The sequence below is a fragment of the Metabacillus lacus genome (genome assembly GCF_009674805.1).
GTDB lineage: Bacteria > Bacillota > Bacilli > Bacillales > Bacillaceae > Metabacillus_C > Metabacillus_C lacus.
Genome location: NZ_WKKI01000022.1, coordinates 37,847 through 58,257, shown reverse-complemented (window position 1 = coordinate 58,257; position 20,411 = coordinate 37,847). Strand labels below are relative to the sequence as shown.

Below are 20,411 nucleotides of genomic sequence, written 5' to 3'. Positions count from 1 at the left end.
AGAAGGATAAATTTTGTCTGCCGGAAAAATATGAAAAAAACACCCGTTTTTTTGAGGGAAAAAAGTGAGTGTTTACAGTAAGTAGCTTGATTTTGGGCTTCCGAGAAGATGGCTATATAGCAATGGAAAAGAGAGATTTAAAGACCGGTTCAGTCGAGGAGCGAGAAACTAGCGATACCCTTGAAACAAACTGGGATTTATTTCCTGAATTTGGTCATTACAAGCATTTGTGCAAAGAGGAAAGGTAACGTGTTTAGAGCACTCTAGTGCCTAAACTAGTTATATGAAAGGGGCACATAAAGCAAGTGAACTAAAATACAATTTAAATATTTGAGTTGGACAAAAAGAGCAATGATACGTTTGAAAATAGAGACTCCATGAAGGTACTGCCATCATGGAGTTTTATTTTATATAGGAATAATAAGAAAAGTAGAGAATTGGGTGATTTGACATTTTACATGGTGTGGGGACTTATGATACTGCAAAACCTACAAACTAAAGACAATGAGAAAGCTCGTAATGCTAAAGGTGGTGAGGATACGGATACATAAAGATAGTGAATAATAAAAAGTGAAGATTTATGAATGAGACAATAAGAATGTGATTTGTTTGAGAATCGAAAGCTCATGATGGTTGTACCATCAAGGAGTATCGTTTTAATACTTGGATAGTAAGAAAAGTACGATAATTAGGCGAGATGACATTTTATATGGCAGGGATAGTTAAGACAGGGAATGGCTAAAAAACTAATGAGAATGAAAAAGCTCTTGGCGATAAAAGGTAGGTTACGTAAGAAGGTTACTAGTTTAGCATCAGGGCAGACAAAAATTGGGTTGTATTTTTACTAATTATTTGAATCGCGTTTTGAAGGTATATTTAAAACAAACTATGAGAAAGCTCATGATGCTGCTGTTAGATCAGGGCATCCATGGGAAATTGATTAGAGGTGATATGATTGGGAGGGTTTGTAATATTATTAAAAGACTATGAAAATGAATCAAAAGTGGTTTACAGATATGGGCCAAAAGAACATATTATGGGAAAGATTGAATTAAACAAAGAAACAAAAATGTTTTCTGAAATTGAACCAATAGTTGATGAGAACCATTCAAACAATTTTTATTTTGATAGAGCAGCCCAAAGAATGGCTCGTTGTCTAATTAGAGAAGGTGGGATATTCCCTGAAAAAATGACATTTGATTCATAACAATTAATTTTTGCCTCAGGATATAAACTCTTAAGGCAATTTTTTAAAACCTAACATGGCGCCAAGTATATATAGTAACTTAGTAAAAATAGTAGTTTAGTAAGAAGATAAGATGCTACCTCTTCCAGAAAGCTTCGCTTTCTTACAGAGGGGCGGAAATTTGTTAGTGGACTTACCGAGAACTCACTCTACTTTTCATCTAATGAACTGCCGAAAGCCAATCATGTTTAATGTGATTTTTCTTGATTTGAATAGTAATACATAGGTCAATATAGTAAAACGGTGTAGTGACGTCACCAAACCATTTTGGCAGTGACTTACTTATAAAAGTAGCCTATCAAGCTGAGCAACTCATGTACTTCTATTAATATTTTGGTGTTTTTAGTAGGGATGAATACTTATTACTTAAGGTTCTTTTTGACCTGACGTGCAATCTTTTTGTACTGAGGAGTATTCATTCAGAATCAGAAATTGAAATAAAGATGTTATTAATCAGATTATCTGTATGACGAAAGCCATTTGTGTTTAGTGAAATGATTCTATTATGGGCTGACGGGTATGTAAGATTGCTTAATTTTAGATACGGAGTACTTAAAACAGTTATGCCAAACTTTTTATATTTTTTCAAAAGTCTGGATTCAGAAAAGTTTCGGGATGAGTATTTAAAGTGGAAACCATATCCCGAAGCTGTTGAAAATTTGGGAGAACTATCTTATGAAGATTGCTTCGGTTATACACCTCTATTAGGTTTAGGTGGAGCAGAAAAAGTAGAGAATCTAAAAAAAGTCAAACTGAAAGAACATATTCTTATTATTACTGAATTTATGGGACCAGTTCAGTAATATTCGGGAGTATGTTATAGAATTACCATAAGCACTTGATTGCCTTATGAGGAATCAGGTGTTTTTGTTTTTTTTATAAATCTTAAGTTATGACACTGTTTATTAATCGAAATCAAAAAGAGTTGATTTTCAAATAGGGCATCTTACTTAAATTAACCAACTCGTATAGTAATAAGAAAAGCGTAGGAAGAACAACACTAAAAACGGACGTCGCTTTCAGATTAAAGCCTTCCACTATACGTACGCGGATTACCAAACACGAGTGAAAGAAAAAATTGGGTTGGTACAATAGATGTCTCGTCGAATCAACTGCTCCAATTTTTCCCATGACCTTTCGAATTCATTTTCTGCGGCTGAGGATTTTGCTAATTGACGAAACGGATTCGGACGTCACACCTTCACGAGGAAATTACACTCTGCTCTCAATTCAGTTTAGGAATTTCCGAAAGTATGCATCAGACAAAAAATCTTTTTTCAAAATTTTTTGTTCTTAATGTTTATACTTTTTTTATATTTGTATCTTATTATTTCTTTATTAGGAGGGGTGACAGTGAATAAAACAAAAATATTAGAGGTCAAAAACATTAGTAAAAACGTAAAAGGGAAAAAAATATTGGATGATATTTCATTTGATCTATTCGCGAATGATATTTGTGGGTTCTTAGGACCAAATGGGTCAGGAAAGACCACACTCATTAGAATTCTCACAGGCCTTATACATCCGACCAAAGGAAATGTCGTTATCAATGGTACTGACGTTAATACAAGTAAGCGACAAGCTTTAAAACATGTCGGAGCCATTGTAGAATCCCCTATATTTTTCTCTTATATGACCGGAAAGCAAAATTTAATAAATTTAGCTAGGATAACCAGTGGTGTGGGTGAAAGAAATGTAAAAGATAGAGTAAAAGAAGTTTTAAAGATTGTTGGACTGGAAAATAGAGGAGATGACAAAGTAGACAGTTATTCTCTAGGGATGAAACAGCGTTTAGGAATTGCACAGGCTTTGTTAGGGGAACCTCAATTCATCATTTTGGATGAGCCATCCAATGGGTTAGATCCGGTTGGCATGAAAGAACTTAGAGAACTTATTTTAGCCTTGAATAGGAAAAATGGAATAACCTTTCTCATCTCTAGCCATTTGATTAAAGAATTAGAAATGGTATGTAAATCATGGGTGATGATTAATAAGGGAAAGATCACCTGGCAAGGAAAAGATACCGAATTAGGGAGTACAAATGAAGATTTAGAACAGAAATTCATTGAGATGATGACCCAATGATTAAACTAATCTATGCCGAATGGCAAAGGATGTGGATAAGAAAGAGCACCTGGTTATTCTTAATTACCATTCCTCTAATTTTGTTCGCATCTTTTCGATATTTATCGAACCATAATGAGCTTATCCCTAATGATTCACCTGATTATACGTACGCCAACTCCTTTCCCATCATGGGATTGGCTGAACAGTTAACCTTTGCCTTCAATATAATCGTTTTAATCATCATAATATTAAGCTTTGCCCAAGAAATACATACGGGGCAATTACGACTGGTCATACAACGTTCTTTTTCATATCGAGAAGTTATATTTTCCAAATTAGTCAATGTACAATTATTTATTTTAATTTTCCTTTCTATCTATTTCGTGGTTAGTTATCTTTTTGGTTTTTCGATGTTTGATTACAAACATGAAATTAACTTGTTCTTTTATGAAAGTGAAAAATCCAGTATCTTTGTCTTTCTTTACACTGTAGCCTATTATGGTCTAACCTTTCTTTCATTGATAGCCATGTCGAGCGTTTTCGCGTTGTTTTCGATTGTCAGTAAGTCGACCACAAGTGCCATTGGGTTTGGAATGGGGTTTCTACTATCCTCTATCGTTTATCCAACGATTTTTAACATGGCCGGATTTTCTTCACCGTTTATATTATTTAGTTCTTTACCTATGATTCAATATCAAGGGATCGCCCTCATGTTAGCATCAAAGGCCGTCTTTTATTTTAATCTTGCTGTTTTACTAACCTATATCATCGTGGCGAATTCCTTCATGATTTATTTTACTAACAAAAAAGACTTTTTTTATTGAGGTGAAGATATGAATTTACTATTAAAAAATGAATTCCAGAAGATTTTCCTTAGAAAGAAAACGATTGTACTACTCATCATGTACACTGTCATTGTACTTGGTTCTTGTTTGTTTTTAAATTACTATGGCTTAGGTAATTATTCAAACAACACCCCGCAAGTCAAGGTGAACAGCCTTAATTTACCGATTTTAGTGGCGAAAGAGTCTTTTTTCATTCTTAATTTTATTATTTTCCCTCTTTTATTTCTCGATAGTTTCAGCGGGGAGTTAAAATCAGGAGCCTATAGAATGACCCTTATCCGTCCTGTATCAAGATTTAAATTGCTATTATCAAAATACGTATCTCAAATTATGTTGGTCTTTGTATTTTTAGCCGTTTTACTAATCGTTAGTTATATTTTCGGGTACATGATGACTCCCCATGTAGACCGAATTACCTTTTCCAAACCATACATGAACCTCACAGTTTTTGAATCCGTTTTATATACGCTAAGCTTTTATGCCTTGCTGTTTCTAATCGTGATCAGCCTACTTGCCCTTGTTAGTGTTATCAGTACGCTTATTCCTAATTCCTCTTTAGGTTTCCTTTTTACACTCGGATGCATGATTGGGTCTGTTTATATAAGTGACATATTTTCATACTTCATCCTACCCGGCCAGTATATTTTCAACCAATTAAACAATTTGAATATTCTGTTCTTATTATCAACTGGTATAATTATCCTATGTGGTGGATTTTTTAATTTCATTATATGGAGAAACAAGGACTTCTTTGAGTAAAAGGGCTTAACGCTTAAATGCAGCAAGGGGGGATTTTTATGACTAAAACAATCTTGGTAGTGGATGATGAGCAGGAAATAGTTGATTTTCTAAAAGATATCCTTTTATTAGAAGGTTATATGGTTCTAACTGCTTTAAATGGAACAAACGCCATTCAATCATTAAGTCCAGACATTAATTTAATTATTTTAGACGTAATGTTACCGGATATGGATGGATTCGATGTTTGTCGGGAAATAAGAAAATCATTATCTTGCCCCATTCTTTTTTTGAGTGCTGACGACACCGAAAAATCAAAAATACAAGGATTGATGATAGGAGGAGATGATTATATTCACAAGCCTTTTAGTGTAAGTGAACTTAAGGCTCGAATAATAGCTAATTTAAGAAGAGTAAAAGATTTTGGGAATATAGGCAAAGATAAACTGTTAACCTTCGAGAATATTAAAATCAATCTGAATACCTATGAAGTCTTTATTAAAGATCAACCAGTCCGTTTTACTAAAACAGAGTTTGATTTATTAAAAACATTCGCTCTACATCCTCAACAAATCCTTACAAAAGAGCAATTATTTGATCAAGTATGGGGATACAACAGTGAGTCGGACCTATTAACCGTTGTGGAGCACGTCAAAAAGATCAGGACGAAACTCGCTTTATTAGATTCAGAATATAAATATATTGAAACCTCCTGGGGTATCGGATATAAGTGGAGTATTTCAAAATGTTAAAAGACTTATCCATAAAAAAACAATTGCAAGTTGGCTTTTTCATCATTCTGATAGGGAGTATTTTCCTTACCTTCTTTACGCTTGTCTTGGGAGTAATATATTTAATAAAGAATGACGAAAAGGTCAAACCTGCAAATTATTACGAGCAACGGTTACCGACAATCGAAGATTATATTAGCCAAAATGGTAAAAAGTTACTTGATCTCAACGAGAAAGAGAACATGGAAAAACAAATTCCTAAAGAAGGAATTAAATATCTCGTGCTCAATTCTGAAGGGACATCCTTATATGGAACATTGTCGAAAAACTCAATCAGCCCTTCGAATCCTTTGGTTCAAAACCTTAACAAAAGAGTACATAGCAAGGATGACAAAAATAACCTTACTTATTATGTCCCAATTTCAGATGAAAATAAAAAACTTAAAGGCGCCGTGGCCTTGAATTACGATATTAAGATATCCTACTCCTCCACCTGGCCGGTATTGATTGTCATTGGACTGGTTTCTTCACCGTTTATCTATATTACCTTACTAACGTTATTGGTCTCTAGCATTATTGGAAAAAGAGTTTCCATTCCCATAAAAAATTTAATTGAAGCCTCCAACAGAATTAAGAATAAAGATTTGAACTTTCAAATTCATTATGCCGCCAAAAATGAAATAGGAGACTTAACTAATTCATTCGAACAAATGAGAAGCGAGTTGGAGACTAGTTTGACACAGCAATGGAAGCTGGAACAGGATAAAAGAGATTATTTAAAAGCAATAGCTCATGATTTAAAAACTCCTTTGACAATCATTAAAGGGCATGCAGAAGGCTTGATCGAAGGAATCTGGAAAAATGAGACCTTGCTTTTCAAATACCTTAATGCCATAACTTCCAATGTAGACAGAACATCCAAATTATTAAATGAGATTAACCAGATAACAGAGATAGATAGCTTATCATATACGTTATTCTTACAAAACATCGACATAGAGCCGTTTTTAGAAGAGCAAATTACAAATTTCTCTCATTTATCCGATAAAAAACAAGTTAATTTAGATGTAACGATTACAAACGAACATGATATCAAGACATTCACATTGGATAAAGGTCGTATAGGTCAAGTAATTGATAATATTCTCATGAATAGCCTAAGGTTTACCCCACCTAATGGTATCATTAAAATTTCTATTATGATTGACCATGAAACACTATCGTTTCAGGTTCACGATTCCGGACCGGGCATAAAAAACCCAAATAGGATCTTCGATAAATTTTATCAAGAAAAACACGCCCACTTTAACAAGGTAGGTCACTCCGGTTTAGGATTGTATATTGCTAATACTATTATTAAAAAACATAATGGATCAATCTCTGCGGGTAAATCCGAATATGGTGGAGCCCACATTTGTTTTATTATACCTAGTGGAGGAATTGAAAATTGATAACTTTTAATGATAAAAAAATACTTATAATCGATGATGAATCAGAAATTACATTTCTTCTACAGAATAGTTTTGAAGCAGATGGATACCAAGTGGTGGCTGCTAATACGGGAGTCGATGGAATTATAGAAGCACGGCGGTTCAACCCTAATATTATGATCATAGACATTACCATGCCTGACTTGAATGGTTACAAAGTGATACAAATTTTACGTGAAGAAATTGAATATTCCCATGATTTTATTAAGTGCAAGACATACTGAAAAAGATAAAGTATATGGGTTGGGTATTGGGGCGAACGACTTCGTTGCCAAACCATTTAGCATTTCTGAATTAAAAGCGAGGGTTATCGCTCATCTTCGGAGCTTTGAACGGATCAGTAAAAACGAAGGAGTTTTATCAAATCTCAGGGGTGGATGGAAAACGGCATTGGCATTTTGGAAACAATACCCTGCACCTTCAAATTTAGACGGTATAGGTGTGAAGAAATTGACTACTTTTTTATTAAAAGCCAGTGACAATGTAGTTTAATAGGGTTCTAAAACGGCTGATTTTTTTTTAGCTTTTAAGATTACAACATAGGGTACCGGTAAAAGTAATCTAAGAGTCCAATTTACAAAAGAACAACTTGCCACTAAACCATCATATTCTCCTGCACCGGACAAATGGACAAAAAAAGGTAAGGTATCCTGATGGTTATCCAGACTTCACTGAATATGCACATCCAACTGTTAAGCCGGTAGAAATTGAAATTGCAAGTCCAACCAATCGTCCATGGGGTAATAAAAACGCAAATTAAAAGGCGGGATTAAACAAAGATTCTGACCCACCAGTTGCTTCTTTAAATGAAGCTCCTGAAGGTTATACTTGGCATTATCATCAAGATGGAAAAACAATGATTCTTGTTGATAAACAGGTTCATAGAGAATTTACTCATACAGGTGGAGTAAGTATTGTTAATGGAAATTAGTTAGGAGGATGTATATGGCGAAAATTTATGGTTCACATGATAATCTTTCGTTAGAACAAATAGAAATATTTGAAAATGAAAATAACATTAAACTAACTAAAAAATATGTTAATTTTTTACTAAAATGGAATGGGGGAAAAGTGATACCTAATTTATTTATGATATTTAATGAGCAAGGACCAAGTGTTTTGAATGTTTTTTATGGTATTGGCGATATGTATGATAATTTGACAGATTTTATTGAGATAATGGATGAGAGGTTACCAGTAGGATTTATTCCAATAGGAGATGACCCTTCAGGAAATGTTATATGTTTAGGGACAAAGGAACCTTATTACGGCAAGATTTATTTTTGGGATCATGAACAAGAACCGGAAGACCCTGATGATATGAGTAACATGTATTTTTTAGCAGACAGTATTGATGAATTCTTAGATAATTTATATGAGGACACTGAAGAATAAAAAGAAGTATTAACAATGAAGAACATTATACAGCTAATGATAAAGCGCTTGATTGTTTAATAAGCAACAAGTGCTTTTTGGTGAGAAATATTATTCTTTTAGATAAACAAAAAAATGCTTATGAGATTCATAGCTCATAAAGGTAGTACCATCATGGAGTATCGTTTTAATACTTGGATAGTAAGAAAAGTACGATAAATAGGCGAGATGACATTTTACATGGCAGCGGTAGTTATGACATGGATTGGTTAATAAACTAACGAGAATGACAAAGCTAGTGACGATAAACAATGGATAACGTGAAGGGCTTTCTATTACTGCTAACATAATATAAAAATATTGTTAGGGCTCGTATCGAAAACTTTTTTTTTGACACTACACCAACGGGTTAAACCGTTGATAGAGGGAGGAAAGTAAATGAATACAGAGAACATGGAAAGTATTTATCAAAAAGTAGCTATACAGTTAAACAATATTATTCCAGAACCATGGGAAAAAGTAACGCTATATTCAGAAGTTGATGAATTTAGTGATTCGACGGTATTTTTCTACTATCCAAAAAATAAGCAGGAACCAATATACAGCTTAGGGACAGAGGGACGGGTTCATTGTCCCACACCATTTTACAATGATACTACGTCAAGAATATAGACACAGATTTTTCTACCGCACTTTTGCTTGGTGGCCTTCATAAAAAAATTCAAATTCAGAGCGGTTTAAACTTTTTATGAGAGTAAAATTTGGCCCCAGGATTGCCGTTCATTTGTTCAAATTCATTTGGCGTATGATAGTCCAAAGTCGATTGAATTCTCTTGGAATTGTAGAAAAACTCAATGTACTCGAACAATCATTTCTTGGCATCTTCTCTAGTAATATACTTGGTCTGATAAACGAGATCACGTTTAAGAATGCCGCGAAAGGACTCGATACAAGCGTTGTCATAACAGTTCCCTTTTCGGCTCATGCTCCCTACCATATCGTACTTTTTTAATAATGCCTGATATTATAAGGAGGCATATTGAACTCCTCGGTCAGAGTGGTGAACGACGCCTTTCCCTGGCTTTTGACGCTTGTACGCCATCCTCAGTGCTGAGAGGACCAGCGGCGACCGTAATGGACTTGTATTCTCGTAAAATAGCAGGCTGGGCAATGGATAAGACCATGACAAAGGAAAAAGGGGATATAGGCACCATAATAATGGTTTATGATACACCTAATAAAGCCTATGAAGTTGAGTTTGTCGATGAAGAAGGTGAAGTAAAGTACCAAGGGGTTTATCTCTCAAACAGATAGCTAAACTAATATAATTTTATGATGAAATCTTTCATGGTTTCTTTTTGGTTGGTGGGGCTATCCAGTGACGAATAATTCATTTTTTATGCAGAGAATATGAGTAACCTCTGTAAGCCCTATATCTGTTTTCAAGAAATTATTTAGACGTACAATAACTTTTGAAACGTATAACCCGTGATGCCCTTACTCATGATATATTATAGACGCAAGAAGGAATATACATGAAGGATGGTGTCTACACACCTGAAATAAGAGCGGGGCTTTTAAGTATGATTAGAAAGAATAGAGAATTATATCCTGAATTATATAATAAGTAAGTGGGGGTGGAGTGTATGGATGTGAAATCGGAATTAAAGAAAGTCTACACAAATAGACTTTTACAATCTCAAAAAGAAATATTCTCATTTGAAAAAGCATTAGGTAATCTCATTGTTTTAGGGGATATATCAGTTATTACAGGATTATGTATGGGATTTGATGATGATACCGAACAATATGAAATAATGTTCGGATTAGTACATGGCATAGAGCATCTCTATAAAGAAAATATTGTTGAAGGATTATATTTAATCGCTGTAACTGTTCCTAGTGTTATTGATAGGGCAAGAGAATGGATGGAAGTTTTACATTACAGAATTTTAAATCATGAACAAGTAAGAAGAATATACGGTAGTGTACTATCTAAGCTAGATGTCAAGACAAAAGAGATAATAATTAACTTATTAAGAGACATAAAAAGTGAAGACCCAAATGTGTTTAGCAATTCTGTAGATGAAGTATTAAAAGCAATATAATTAAAACCACCTTAATTGGCTAAAGACCATTTAAGATGATTTTTTAATCTACTACTACCTAGTACCGAATAAATTGTTTATCAATATTAGGTTAAATATAACCCCTGTAACCCCTATAATGTTTTAACAAATATTTTAGTACGTACAACATCTTTAAATTGTATGCCCTATTTAAAGAATTTAACTTCGTGTAAATTACCTAAAAAATATCAGAACTACCATTCTCTTCCCCAAATACTTTACCTTCGCTTTCTCCCTACCTTTTAAAGTTATTCGCAACTTTTACGTACATAGAACGATTACTAGAATGAGGCTGCTCCACCTCGATTAACTCCTGAATGTCGATGTCAGTGTAGCCTATCCAGTACAGGGTTGTTAAAAGAAGCGATTGAACAAGGGAAAATATCTAAGGAGATATTTACACCAAAACAACTTCGAGATATTGAAAATGGTGAAGCCAGAATTAAAGGATTGACATGACATCATCATCAGGTACCTGGTAAGATGCAACTTGTGGTACCTAAGACACATAAAGTGAACCATTTAGGTGGAAATAAATTATGGGGAGATGGTATCAGATGAGTAAGATAAATTGGAGATCATGGGATGAACCAGTGACTAAGAAAGAAGTGGAGAATGTTGGTGAAAAATTAGGAGTGAAATTTCCCTTAGATTATATAGAAGTTGCTATGAATTATAATGGTGCACATGTTAGCCCTGAGTTATTTCAAGTTTAAGGAAAAGAAAAGGTGTTTGGAACACTATTAACATATGACAGTGAAGATGATGAGCATATTCTAGAAATCTTCAATGATTATAAGGATGCACTTCCAAAAAAGATAATTCCATTTGCCTTTGATCCGTCTGGAAACTTACTATGTTTTGATTATGCAGATCATGAAGATAATCCGATTGTGGTTTTTTGGGAACATGAAAATGCTGCTGAAAAGGAAATATTAATAGAAGAAGAAGGGTTCACGGAAGAACAGGCTAAAGAACGTGCAAGAGAAAATGTATTTTATGTTGCAGCAACATTTACGGAATTTCTTGATAAGTTATATGATTAAGAATTTAAGAAAATAAACATTAAAATTAAGAGCTCTGAAGGTTGTACCATCATGGGGTTTTATAACAATATTTTGCTGTGAAAATAAGTACGATAATTAGGCGAGATGACATTTCAAACATTCGATATATTGTTACAAGGAACAAACCAAAAGCTTACGCCGGTTTACTTTGGTTCCGGTGGGAAAGGCAAGGAACAAGTGTTAAGTCAACATAACAGACCTAACAATTAAAAATACTTCGAGGTTTGATATTCAAATAGCTTAATTGTGAGAGGATTTTTAAAAAGTTTCTCAATAATAATGAATAGTATATAGATTTAATTGGTGATTAGGCTAAATGGTAAAAGAGATAAAATTAATTGCCCTTGATTGGCTTTGAGCTGCTTTTCATGGTTTTTCACTTTATTATCAACCACGATCGATAACTCTTGCAATCCCAATATGATGTTTTATTGTTGGAACCATTTATGCCATTTTCCATCCAGTCGAAACAGGAAAACTGATGTGGGAAGCGATCTCAACCTCGTGGGAACATGACGTTTTAAATGGAAACGCGAAAAGCCGAGCAGAGTGCTTCTTTTTAAACGCAATGTCTCGAACGATGCTTCTTAGTTGAAAGTCTCGCGTTTCTTGATGTTCTACCCCCTGCTATTTAAAATGTCATCTCACCCCTTTCTCGTTCGTGTTCAGTTCCCCAAAGTTTTAAAACGATTCTCCTTGATGGTACTACCATCTTGAGCTCTCAATTCTCAATCTAATTATTTTCAATTTTGATTCTCACAAATATCAGCTGGCTTAATATAAATTAAAGTAAAAAAATCTTGAAAAGCAATTTAGCCCATCAAGGTATATGTTTAAAGTAACGTTTTTATTTTTTACTATCCCTTTTCCATACACTTTCTCCGTTAGTTAAAAAAACTGCTCTTGGCGGATCATCATAAAGTGATATTTCAACCAATGAACTTTTCTTTTTACTCAACCAACTATATACATTGCCTTCGTTAGTGGTAGGATGGGATAAAATATCAATTACTCGGAATGCAACTGCATAATACTCTGTATAATTTATATCATCATCTTCTAACCCATTGTCCGTTTCAAAGAGGGTGTCTGGTTTACCGATAATTTTCAATCCACTTTCCCAATCTATTATCAGTTCACTACCTCCATATTCATATAATGTTTTTATTAATGCATTATATTCCATTTTATCATCCTTTTTTATTGTTCTTATGGTTTTGCAGGAACTATGTGAGTGTATCGTTCCTCTAGTAGTCTCTATATAATTACCAGTTTTGCACCTGGCTTTACTTTAACTGGGAATCCATTAACTTCTATAAAGTCCGGTAGGTACTGAATTCTTTCCATAAGAAGGGGCTAAGGCAGAGCACCCCCGCTTTTACAACGCTGCTCTCTGTAGAGAATCTGGAGGGTCGAGCTGCAGGGTGAAAGTTGGACTACTCAGGAACACTTGTCTGACGTATCTTAAATCAGCTCAGCGCTGGATGGATACCCTTCATGTCGTCAACCAGAATGATATAGAGATGTACTTCTCTGAGGCATACCAAAAAGTAAAAAAACTCTCCCTCGGATCTCCTTATGTCACCCAGAGCAGATATCTCTTACATCATAGACTGAGTGGAAGACAGATCTCCTTTTTCGCTGTTAGTAAACTGATTATAATGGCGTTTCAGGTTAGTTGTAACTTGCAGGGTTTCGTCAGCACTGCTTCTCATGTCCCCGGCTGATGGCGCGCTGGCACTTGTGATAACTGCAACACTTTTAAGCTGCTGGGAGCAAGTCATACGAGCGAAAAAACCGTGTTACTTCTCTTACAGTTGCCAATAAGCTGATAACCTGCGATGCGGGCGATATTACCTTTTTCGTCCATTGAGCCCTCATCAGCTTACTATAGTAATTTTTCATAATTTTAAATAACGCAGAAATGAAGTTAATTGACATCCACTACATTTTACTAGTACAACCATATTATAGAATCTAAGCTGATTATCATCAACGATGTCATGTAACCAAAGGGTGCCCTTTTATTCTTCCAATTCATAAATGAAATGTATGACAAAAATAGCTTATCCTTATATAGATGGTGATATAGCACTGTATAGTTACGAATTAAACCAAAAGGTCTATATGGAACTTGATAAACCCTCAGGTAAGATCATAAATACTTTTTCTGACTTTGAATCAATGCTGGAAGATGCATTGAAAATTAGATTAGAGTAGAGATTTTAAATTAGTGGTAGCTGGTTGTCAATTGGCATGATTCAGTTTAATCCAACAGCCACAGTGGTTAAATAGAGAACGCACTTGGTTCCATATGGTATGTAGTGCATTCTAAATTAAAGCTCAAAATCACATGAAATTAAAATAGGGAGAGACAACGTACCCGTCCCTCTGTCCCTTGGAACAAAGGGAGTGGATAAGCAGGTAAATGGCAGCAAGCAGTCGAGTACGATTGACAAAGAGACAATACCTAATGTTCAAACCGCCAGGCAACCGGCAGTGACGATGTTAGTAGTCTATCTAAATATAGAGGCTTTCATAGCGTTTATAACAATGTCGTAAGAAAACAGCTTGATAAATTGGATGTTAATTAAGATATAGCAGTGTTAGAAAACAAGTATATGAACTACAACAAAAGCTAAAAAAGGGAGTGGAAATGGATTACCGTTATATTAGACTAAAATAAATAATAAATAATATTAAGGAATTTTACAAAAGTGGTAAAAATATAAAACTGCCTGTTTGGAACAGAGGCGGTGGAGCAACCGAAGAGTTATGGGAAAGGTGGTTATCTAAATGAAATTCGGTGAAAACACTCAATTAGTAAAAGAAGTAATGGATTTTATTCGTAATAATAAGATGTTTAATAAGAATAACTTTCATGAAAATAACTTAGAGGTAATAAATGATTTCAATGAAGCCCAAAACCTTGCCTGGTCTCAGGACTCAAGTGAAGTTGATACTGTATGGGAATATGTTAAATCACAGGAAGCAGCAAGTATTGTTGAAAAGGTATATGATTTGGATTTAGTAACTCAGCAAGATGATATATATGATTTTTTTAGTGACCATGACAATTACTCGAATGACTTTCTTCCTTTTGTTTATATTGATATTAATGAGGAAGTTGAGGGAGACCTCACGATGTGTGCATTAAATCGATTAGTTAATGGGAAAACAGATAATTTTTATGAAAAAATCTTTGAAGTTTATAAGCAAGGAGGTTGGCCTTGTGGGTGGAAGGGGACATACCCTATTGGTGAAAAGATTGTGTATGTGCCTTAAATTAAATGAATTTCAAACCTTGATTGGCAAAGTGCCTTTCAAAGTTTCTTTTTTGTGGTGGGGCTACCCAGTGACGAATAGTGCATTTTTTATGCAGAGAATATGAGTAACCCCTGTATGCCAAATATTATGTTTTTACGAATTATATACGTACAACACATTTTAAATGTATGCCCAATTTATCTTTTATTATGTTAAGCAAATAACCATAATTTCATTAGTTACCATCATTATTATTATTCAAAATAATACCTTCGCTTTCTCCTTGCCTATTAATTTATCGCAACTTTGACGTACATAGAACGATTACTAGAGTGAGGAAGGATGGGGTACAAAATATCCTTTAATGATGAATGAGTTGTATAATGACAAACTAAACTGGAATGATGTTTCTGTTGTAAAAGCTAATTTAATTGAAATTGAACAGGAATTATCAAAACACTCGCCAGAACAAGTTATATGGGATATTGATGACTTATCACAAAAACCACCGTGGGGAGATAAAATAAGTCCAAAAGTAACTAGTCTAGAGAATTATTTTGCAACAACTGATGGGAAAACATTTTTTGAAGTACTACGTACAGCATTTGATGTAGCAGAAGAAGATAAATGTGATTTAAAAATTCACAAACTATAATTTTTCTTAACCATGTGACACTATCTATGACATAGATGTTGTGTTTTCACAAATAGGTGAAAGGTTAACTGATAACGAAGACTTAGTAGGGGCAGAGGTATTGTCAATAGCTAGTCTATTTGCGGGTGACTTTGTATGCTTATATTTTAGAAGTTGGAGATGATATAAATAAGAAGGGGAGGGACTACAAAAACTATGAATAGTTCAAACCCAACACATACCGGGTGATACTATGAGTACAATACATCTCAAGGAAAAAGAGTTATTGCTGAGCATATAAGTGATGGAAGAGTGTATACACATGCAAGGAAACCAAAAGAGTATGCTAATCCATTTGATTATGATTTTAAGAAAGATAGATACTATAACATTTATGGTTACATGGAGACCATCATATTTATTACAATAGATAAAGAGGTAATTTTGATGTCATTTCAAAATGAAAAAATACTAAATAAAAAAGCATTGATGAATGCTAAAAATACTTTAATTTTATTATCACATATAGAGCTTATTAATTTTGAAGATTATGACTCGCAGTGGTTGAAATTGTTTGAATTTCCATTGAAACAATTTCGTAAGATAGATTCTAAACCAACCTATTCTAAACCTATTGGAGATACAATTTGTCATATTTCTTGGTTTGAAAGTTCTTTAGAATTTCTAAAGGAAAAAAAAGAATGGTTTATTCTGGTGCCAAATTGTCAATTTCCCGTATGGGCTAATGTTAGAGTGTTGAGTATTACAAAAGCAATTGAAGAGCTTTGGGAAACATCAGAAAACCGTGATATAATATTAGCTGATAAGTGTACGGGTAGTATTGCTCAGATTTCTTTAGAAGAAAATAGTTATGAGATTCATATGGGAAAATGTGATATTACAAATATAAACAAGAATAATATTTAAGTTAACTTTTTTTATTATTAGTACCTTTGGGACAGAGGGACGGGTTCATTGTCCCACCTCCGTTAAGTCTTCAAAATTCTTTCCTTTAACAAACTCTGTCTTAATAATCTTAAAGGTTGCCTCAGCCACGGCGTTATCATAGGGGCAGCTCTTCATGCTCAATGAGCGCTTGATGTCAAATGTCTTCAGCGCTTCGTCCATCAGCTTGTTTTTAATTTCACTTCCCCAGTCTATATGGAAATATTCATCTTACGCAGATCCTTTTGAATAGACGCAAAGGCACGGTAAACCAGGGCTGCATCTTTATTTGGGCCGGCGCTGAAACCAATCATTTCCCGATTGAAAAGGTCGACAAAGAGACATATATAATGCCATTTTTGATTGACTCTTACATACGTTAGATCGCTTACGACAACCGCCAACTCTTCTGTCTGATCAAATTTACGGTTTAATTCGTTCTTTTGATGAGACTCGTTGCACGGAGAAGAGTGAGGCTTGAATTGGGCTACTGTGTACGTTGAGACCAAACCCTGCTCCTTCATAATCCGGCCAATCCGGCGTCTGGACACCTGATGTCCCAGCTTCTTTAGCTCGACCTTAATCTGGCGTGTGCCGTAATTTTGCCGGCTGTTATGAAAGATGGCCACAATCGCAGATGTAACATCATCTTCTGATTTCCTCTCTTTTGCTTCTTAATAAAACGTGCTTCCTGAAATCTGCAGGACTTTACACAATGCTGACATCGAGTAATTGTGCTGGTTGTTCTTAATCACATTTACTTTCGTCCTAGTATCAGCGCTGCTTGCTTTAAAATGTCGTTCTCCATGAGCAGCTGTTTGTTTTCTTTTCGCAGTCTAATCAATTCCTCAGCCTCTGGTGACAGGTTATCTTTTTCTTTAAACGATCCCGAAGTTTGACTCTGCTTCACCCACTTATCAAGAGCAGAAGGTGTGAGATCATACTCGCGAATGATATCCTTCCTCGGTTTGCCGTTCAAATATAGTTGGACCATTTGTTCTTTAAATTCTGCAGTGAATGTTCGACGTTTTTTTTGGGTCATGGCAGGTTCTCCCCTAATGTATTAGTAATAGTCTACTTGACCCTAAAATTTCTGTCCAACTAAGTGTAGCCTATCCAATTAAAGAACTTAGAAGAGAGAGTAATGGTGACATACCGAATTCCGCATTAAAGAACTTATTGAACTAAATAAAAAACGTATCTGGAAATGAGGAAATAAAATGAATGAGATCTTTATTAAATCACTATATGAGTCTATAGTTAAAGAAAATCTTGAATTATACAGAGAACTATATGAAACAACAAAAATAGGCCCAAAAACTGATGAATACTGGAAAGCAGCTATTGGGCTCTGTAACAGTCTAACAGCAGAAAATAAAGATATTTTAATTAGAATAATTGAACAAACCATGATTGATACCATCTCAAACATGCTCGGTATAATTGATGGAAGCTCAACGTTAAAGGATTGTTCGTTAGAACCAAGATTACTGCTTAATTCTAAGTATACAGAGGGAGAACTACAAGATTTGTTTTTGAAATTCATAGAAGAAAGAAAGTAACAGCTAAATGGATTTATATTACTTAGGTCTTCATAAGGAGCACGGAGAGAATAAGAGGAAGGGAAGGATCAGGCCGATTTCAATAGAGTGAAAGGAAGTTAAAGAACGTGACCTTTCACAACGTGAATGAGCACGAATGAAAGGGCTGCGGCCAAATACATCACTAAATAAAATGCTATCTTTTCAGTCTGAAATTCCTGATTAATTCTTGCATATTCTCAGCAATATGCTCATATGTCCCTCTTTCAAAATCTTCTAATTGTATTATTCCACTTTTATTCTCAATAACCACCAACAAACCATTTCCTTCAATCCCAATAGGTATTTTCTTTAGACTATTCCCATGATTTTCTTTATATCCTTTCAGTGACTCTCGGAATGAACTTATCTCGCTCTTTGGTAGCACAGGCTTCAATGCAATATAGTGTTCCTTATAAAATCCATCTAAATCTGCAAACCAGTATGAGTTAAAATATTCAACTATTGATTTATGCAACTTTATATCAAATTCATTTTCTAAACTTGTAAAGTCCTGTGAAAGAGTTTTTTCTACAGGTTCCCATGAGATATATTCTTCCTCATCAACTTCACCATCATAAATTATTAAGTTATCTTCATTACTAATTGGTGTTTTAAATAAAGTATCTAAACATTTATTAGCTATCTCTTTTCTCATTTGAAAGTATGTCTGCAATGCTTCTTTATTGACAAAGTTATCACCCTTTACGTTTTAAAATTTTTTTCGATATTAGGCACTGCAACTGCTTGTCACCCCCACATACACGATGAGGGATTAATTTATCAGTATATATTTCCTTTATATTATATTGAGGGAATTGTTCTCTAATGTTTTATCATAGGACTACTCAACCTCGATTAACTCCTGAATGTCGATGTCTAACACTTTGTATATTGTTTCTAATGTTGATAGGTAAACTCTGTCAACGTTGTCAGAACAAAGGCTGATTGTATGTTGCGGCAGACCTGTCAGGTAACCTAGAATCAATAAAACTCCCCATCAGATATTAGTAGCTCTTTACCCGTATCCTTAGTATCATTACTCCCCCCATTGCCGGCCCCCTGGTAGAGAAGGTAGATTACCTGTTGATAATGGAGGACATTTAATTGGGAATCAGTTTCATGGATCAGGAAGATACTGATAATCTTGCTGCTCAGAATAGCCAAATTAATCTGGGCGACAATTGATTCTTAGAAGGAATTTCAAGACTTTATACATTCAAACTTGGATTGGTTGAAGGCTGGTAAAAGAAGTATGTATACCATATTAATCTGATTTTCAAAATAACCCCATTTAATATAAAATTTACATGAGGGCAAATATCTTATTTGGCACTGAATCCGGGGTGTGGAAAGCTGTGCAAGATGTCCGGGATAGACTGGTGTTCATGGTGACAAGCCCGAAGCAATTCACTGAGGGTACGATTCATGCGATTTGCCATCCGGGCGAAACAGGAAAACGGATGTGGACCTCATGGGAACTTAGTCAAAATCGAATGCGAAAAGTCAGGCAGATTGGTTCTCGTATGCAGGGACGTACCGTACAGACCTAGTAATTCACCTATAGAAAATCCTCATAGTGTTATGGATGTTTGGGGTAAATATCGTGTTCCTAATTATGTGAGTAGAGGTGGAATTACCACAACAGTTGAACAAACAAAAGAACAACATAGCCCTACAAAAGCAGTTTATCGGCAATTGTAAATAATGGGTGGGACAATGGAACCGTCCCTTTGTCCCGAGGAAGTGAGGCTTATGACAAAGATGCTTAGCGTAAATCCAAAAGCTTCTTTACAAGATATAAAACAATTTGAACAAGAGTATGAAGTTACGCTTCCTAAGCAATATGTTGATTTTCTACTAGAATACAATGGAGGATTTCCTCAAGAAGCTAACTTTAAAATTTCTGATGATGAAGGAGAAAGTTTAGTCAATAAGTTTTATGGAATTGGGGATATGAAAAGTAATTTAGGTAAAGTTTTTGAAGGTTTAGAAGGAGAAATACCAGAAGATTTTATTTCAATTGGCAATGACCCGGGAGGAAATGAGATTTTATTAGGAGTTAGTGGAGAGTATCAGGGAAAAGTATATTTTTGGATTCATGATATAGAACCCGAAGACGAAATGGACAATGTGTTTATCCTTGCAAATAGTTTTACTGAGTTTTTTCATAACTTTTATGAATCTGACTTATGAATAGAAAGCTACATTCAAATAACTCAATGCGACCAGTTTCATTTACAATAAGCTATCAAAATGAAGGAAAACGACAAGTAAGGTTAGTGACAAAAATAAATC

Annotated in this window: 24 protein-coding genes and 6 pseudogenes; 23 read left to right on the top strand and 7 right to left on the bottom strand. The window is 34.6% G+C overall.

Going from position 1 to position 20,411, the window contains the following annotated elements; translation table 11 throughout:
* Window positions 1-955: 955 nt before the first annotated feature.
* The 12 genes and pseudogenes from GJU40_RS12175 (at window position 956) to GJU40_RS12120 (ending at window position 9,163) form a co-directional block, all read left to right on the top strand.
* Complete coding sequence (locus GJU40_RS12175; RefSeq protein WP_154308024.1) at window positions 956-1,207, top strand: hypothetical protein; 252 nt, start codon at window positions 956-958, stop codon at window positions 1,205-1,207.
* 536 nt (window positions 1,208-1,743) lie between these two features.
* Window positions 1,744-2,049 (top strand): annotated as a pseudogene (locus GJU40_RS12170) (T6SS immunity protein Tdi1 domain-containing protein); the annotation flags it as partial.
* Window positions 2,050-2,599: 550 nt separating this feature from the next.
* A complete protein-coding gene (locus GJU40_RS12165; RefSeq protein WP_343031538.1) occupies window positions 2,600-3,331 on the top strand; it encodes an ATP-binding cassette domain-containing protein in 732 nt (243 codons plus the stop codon).
* Between the two features lie 392 nt (window positions 3,332-3,723).
* The gene (locus GJU40_RS12160) at window positions 3,724-4,137 is read left to right on the top strand and encodes a hypothetical protein (protein WP_154308022.1); all 414 of its coding nucleotides are present in this window, start codon (window positions 3,724-3,726) and stop codon (window positions 4,135-4,137) included.
* 9 nt (window positions 4,138-4,146) lie between these two features.
* The gene (locus GJU40_RS12155) at window positions 4,147-4,917 is read left to right on the top strand and encodes an ABC transporter permease (RefSeq protein ID WP_154308021.1); all 771 of its coding nucleotides are present in this window, start codon (window positions 4,147-4,149) and stop codon (window positions 4,915-4,917) included.
* Window positions 4,918-4,955: 38 nt separating this feature from the next.
* Entirely contained in the window at window positions 4,956-5,648 is a 693-nt protein-coding gene (locus GJU40_RS12150; RefSeq protein WP_154308020.1) for a response regulator transcription factor, read from the top strand.
* Complete coding sequence (locus GJU40_RS12145) at window positions 5,642-7,078, top strand: sensor histidine kinase (RefSeq protein ID WP_154308019.1); 1,437 nt, start codon at window positions 5,642-5,644, stop codon at window positions 7,076-7,078. The genes GJU40_RS12150 and GJU40_RS12145 overlap by 7 nt, the downstream gene beginning before the upstream one ends.
* Window positions 7,075-7,341, top strand: coding sequence for a response regulator transcription factor (locus GJU40_RS12140; RefSeq protein ID WP_154308018.1), 267 nt, complete (start codon window positions 7,075-7,077; stop codon window positions 7,339-7,341). The genes GJU40_RS12145 and GJU40_RS12140 overlap by 4 nt, the downstream gene beginning before the upstream one ends.
* Window positions 7,292-7,609, top strand: coding sequence for a response regulator (locus GJU40_RS12135; protein WP_170289396.1), 318 nt, complete (start codon window positions 7,292-7,294; stop codon window positions 7,607-7,609). Before GJU40_RS12140 ends, GJU40_RS12135 begins: the two co-directional genes overlap by 50 nt.
* A gap of 364 nt (window positions 7,610-7,973) precedes the next feature.
* Entirely contained in the window at window positions 7,974-8,048 is a 75-nt protein-coding gene (locus GJU40_RS21055; protein WP_246188356.1) for a hypothetical protein, read from the top strand.
* 14 nt (window positions 8,049-8,062) lie between these two features.
* Window positions 8,063-8,512, top strand: coding sequence for an SMI1/KNR4 family protein (locus GJU40_RS12125; protein ID WP_154308016.1), 450 nt, complete (start codon window positions 8,063-8,065; stop codon window positions 8,510-8,512).
* Between the two features lie 417 nt (window positions 8,513-8,929).
* Window positions 8,930-9,163 (top strand): immunity protein YezG family protein, encoded by a 234-nt coding sequence (locus GJU40_RS12120; protein ID WP_281350699.1) that lies wholly within the window; start codon window positions 8,930-8,932, stop codon window positions 9,161-9,163.
* Between the two features lie 55 nt (window positions 9,164-9,218).
* On the opposite strand, the gene GJU40_RS21550 is transcribed toward GJU40_RS12120, so the two are convergent.
* Entirely contained in the window at window positions 9,219-9,359 is a 141-nt protein-coding gene (locus GJU40_RS21550) for an IS3 family transposase (RefSeq protein WP_154308015.1), read from the bottom strand.
* Window positions 9,360-9,362: 3 nt separating this feature from the next.
* A pseudogene (locus tag GJU40_RS21545) lies at window positions 9,363-9,560 on the bottom strand (IS3 family transposase); the annotation flags it as partial.
* Window positions 9,561-9,661: 101 nt separating this feature from the next.
* Here GJU40_RS21545 and GJU40_RS12110 point away from each other — a divergent pair.
* The 4 genes and pseudogenes from GJU40_RS12110 (at window position 9,662) to GJU40_RS12095 (ending at window position 11,666) form a co-directional block, all read left to right on the top strand.
* Entirely contained in the window at window positions 9,662-9,805 is a 144-nt protein-coding gene (locus GJU40_RS12110; RefSeq protein WP_246188352.1) for a DUF4926 domain-containing protein, read from the top strand.
* A 332-nt stretch (window positions 9,806-10,137) separates the two neighbouring features.
* On the top strand, window positions 10,138-10,599 hold the full coding sequence (locus GJU40_RS12105; protein ID WP_154308013.1) for an Imm30 family immunity protein: 462 nt from the start codon (window positions 10,138-10,140) through the stop codon (window positions 10,597-10,599).
* Window positions 10,600-11,103: 504 nt separating this feature from the next.
* The gene (locus tag GJU40_RS21625; protein WP_343031539.1) at window positions 11,104-11,181 is read left to right on the top strand and encodes a hypothetical protein; all 78 of its coding nucleotides are present in this window, start codon (window positions 11,104-11,106) and stop codon (window positions 11,179-11,181) included.
* A pseudogene (locus tag GJU40_RS12095) lies at window positions 11,178-11,666 on the top strand (SMI1/KNR4 family protein). Before GJU40_RS21625 ends, GJU40_RS12095 begins: the two are co-directional and overlap by 4 nt.
* Before the next feature lie 868 nt (window positions 11,667-12,534).
* Here the strand turns inward: GJU40_RS12095 and GJU40_RS12090 are convergent.
* Together GJU40_RS12090 and GJU40_RS12085 are read right to left on the bottom strand one after the other, a co-directional pair.
* A complete protein-coding gene (locus GJU40_RS12090) occupies window positions 12,535-12,873 on the bottom strand; it encodes a hypothetical protein (protein WP_154308012.1) in 339 nt (112 codons plus the stop codon).
* Between the two features lie 415 nt (window positions 12,874-13,288).
* Entirely contained in the window at window positions 13,289-13,471 is a 183-nt protein-coding gene (locus tag GJU40_RS12085) for a hypothetical protein (protein WP_154308011.1), read from the bottom strand.
* Between the two features lie 1,012 nt (window positions 13,472-14,483).
* Here GJU40_RS12085 and GJU40_RS12080 point away from each other — a divergent pair.
* The 3 genes and pseudogenes from GJU40_RS12080 to GJU40_RS12070 all read left to right on the top strand — a co-directional run bounded on the left by GJU40_RS12080 (window position 14,484) and on the right by GJU40_RS12070 (window position 16,515).
* Window positions 14,484-14,972, top strand: a complete 489-nt coding sequence (locus tag GJU40_RS12080; RefSeq protein ID WP_154308010.1) for a cytoplasmic protein — start codon at window positions 14,484-14,486, stop codon at window positions 14,970-14,972.
* Window positions 14,973-15,300: 328 nt separating this feature from the next.
* Window positions 15,301-15,609 (top strand): annotated as a pseudogene (locus GJU40_RS12075) (Imm70 family immunity protein); the annotation flags it as partial.
* Window positions 15,610-16,035: 426 nt separating this feature from the next.
* Window positions 16,036-16,515, top strand: coding sequence for a hypothetical protein (locus GJU40_RS12070; protein ID WP_212029828.1), 480 nt, complete (start codon window positions 16,036-16,038; stop codon window positions 16,513-16,515).
* Between the two features lie 54 nt (window positions 16,516-16,569).
* Here the strand turns inward: GJU40_RS12070 and GJU40_RS21045 are convergent.
* A pseudogene (locus tag GJU40_RS21045) lies at window positions 16,570-17,575 on the bottom strand (IS3 family transposase); the annotation flags it as partial.
* A gap of 178 nt (window positions 17,576-17,753) precedes the next feature.
* Between GJU40_RS21045 and GJU40_RS12050 the strand changes: the two are divergent.
* A complete protein-coding gene (locus GJU40_RS12050; RefSeq protein WP_154308006.1) occupies window positions 17,754-18,095 on the top strand; it encodes a transposase in 342 nt (113 codons plus the stop codon).
* A 175-nt stretch (window positions 18,096-18,270) separates the two neighbouring features.
* On the opposite strand, the gene GJU40_RS12045 is transcribed toward GJU40_RS12050, so the two are convergent.
* Window positions 18,271-18,771 (bottom strand): SecY-interacting protein Syd, encoded by a 501-nt coding sequence (locus tag GJU40_RS12045; protein WP_154308005.1) that lies wholly within the window; start codon window positions 18,769-18,771, stop codon window positions 18,271-18,273.
* A 186-nt stretch (window positions 18,772-18,957) separates the two neighbouring features.
* Complete coding sequence (locus GJU40_RS12040) at window positions 18,958-19,101, bottom strand: helix-turn-helix domain-containing protein (RefSeq protein WP_154308004.1); 144 nt, start codon at window positions 19,099-19,101, stop codon at window positions 18,958-18,960.
* Between the two features lie 76 nt (window positions 19,102-19,177).
* On the opposite strand from GJU40_RS12040, the pseudogene GJU40_RS21040 reads away from it, so the two are divergent.
* From GJU40_RS21040 to GJU40_RS12030, 3 genes and pseudogenes are all read left to right on the top strand, one after another.
* Window positions 19,178-19,286, top strand: a pseudogene (locus GJU40_RS21040) (DNA/RNA non-specific endonuclease); the annotation flags it as partial.
* Window positions 19,287-19,541: 255 nt separating this feature from the next.
* Window positions 19,542-19,817, top strand: a complete 276-nt coding sequence (locus GJU40_RS21245; RefSeq protein WP_154308003.1) for a hypothetical protein — start codon at window positions 19,542-19,544, stop codon at window positions 19,815-19,817.
* Between the two features lie 51 nt (window positions 19,818-19,868).
* The gene (locus GJU40_RS12030; protein ID WP_154308002.1) at window positions 19,869-20,309 is read left to right on the top strand and encodes an SMI1/KNR4 family protein; all 441 of its coding nucleotides are present in this window, start codon (window positions 19,869-19,871) and stop codon (window positions 20,307-20,309) included.
* The last annotated feature ends 102 nt before the right edge of the window (window positions 20,310-20,411 follow it).

Excerpts from the sequence above, each read along its gene's own strand:
- GJU40_RS12160 (WP_154308022.1), top strand. The coding sequence starts at position 3,724 with ATGTTTGATTACAAACATGAAATTAACTTGTTCTTTTATGAAAGTGAA.
- GJU40_RS12155 (WP_154308021.1), top strand. The coding sequence starts at position 4,147 with ATGAATTTACTATTAAAAAATGAATTCCAGAAGATTTTCCTTAGAAAG.
- GJU40_RS12150 (WP_154308020.1), top strand. The coding sequence starts at position 4,956 with ATGACTAAAACAATCTTGGTAGTGGATGATGAGCAGGAAATAGTTGAT.
- GJU40_RS12145 (WP_154308019.1), top strand. The coding sequence starts at position 5,642 with ATGTTAAAAGACTTATCCATAAAAAAACAATTGCAAGTTGGCTTTTTC.
- GJU40_RS12125 (WP_154308016.1), top strand. The coding sequence starts at position 8,063 with ATGGCGAAAATTTATGGTTCACATGATAATCTTTCGTTAGAACAAATA.
- GJU40_RS12120 (WP_281350699.1), top strand. The coding sequence starts at position 8,930 with ATGAATACAGAGAACATGGAAAGTATTTATCAAAAAGTAGCTATACAG.
- GJU40_RS12110 (WP_246188352.1), top strand. The coding sequence starts at position 9,662 with ATGGATAAGACCATGACAAAGGAAAAAGGGGATATAGGCACCATAATA.
- GJU40_RS12105 (WP_154308013.1), top strand. The coding sequence starts at position 10,138 with ATGGATGTGAAATCGGAATTAAAGAAAGTCTACACAAATAGACTTTTA.
- GJU40_RS21625 (WP_343031539.1), top strand. The coding sequence starts at position 11,104 with ATGCAACTTGTGGTACCTAAGACACATAAAGTGAACCATTTAGGTGGA.
- GJU40_RS12090 (WP_154308012.1), bottom strand. The coding sequence starts at position 12,873 with ATGGAATATAATGCATTAATAAAAACATTATATGAATATGGAGGTAGT.
- GJU40_RS12085 (WP_154308011.1), bottom strand. The coding sequence starts at position 13,471 with ATGACTTGCTCCCAGCAGCTTAAAAGTGTTGCAGTTATCACAAGTGCC.
- GJU40_RS12080 (WP_154308010.1), top strand. The coding sequence starts at position 14,484 with ATGAAATTCGGTGAAAACACTCAATTAGTAAAAGAAGTAATGGATTTT.
- GJU40_RS12070 (WP_212029828.1), top strand. The coding sequence starts at position 16,036 with ATGTCATTTCAAAATGAAAAAATACTAAATAAAAAAGCATTGATGAAT.
- GJU40_RS12050 (WP_154308006.1), top strand. The coding sequence starts at position 17,754 with ATGAATGAGATCTTTATTAAATCACTATATGAGTCTATAGTTAAAGAA.
- GJU40_RS12045 (WP_154308005.1), bottom strand. The coding sequence starts at position 18,771 with ATGAGAAAAGAGATAGCTAATAAATGTTTAGATACTTTATTTAAAACA.
- GJU40_RS21245 (WP_154308003.1), top strand. The coding sequence starts at position 19,542 with ATGCGATTTGCCATCCGGGCGAAACAGGAAAACGGATGTGGACCTCAT.
- GJU40_RS12030 (WP_154308002.1), top strand. The coding sequence starts at position 19,869 with ATGACAAAGATGCTTAGCGTAAATCCAAAAGCTTCTTTACAAGATATA.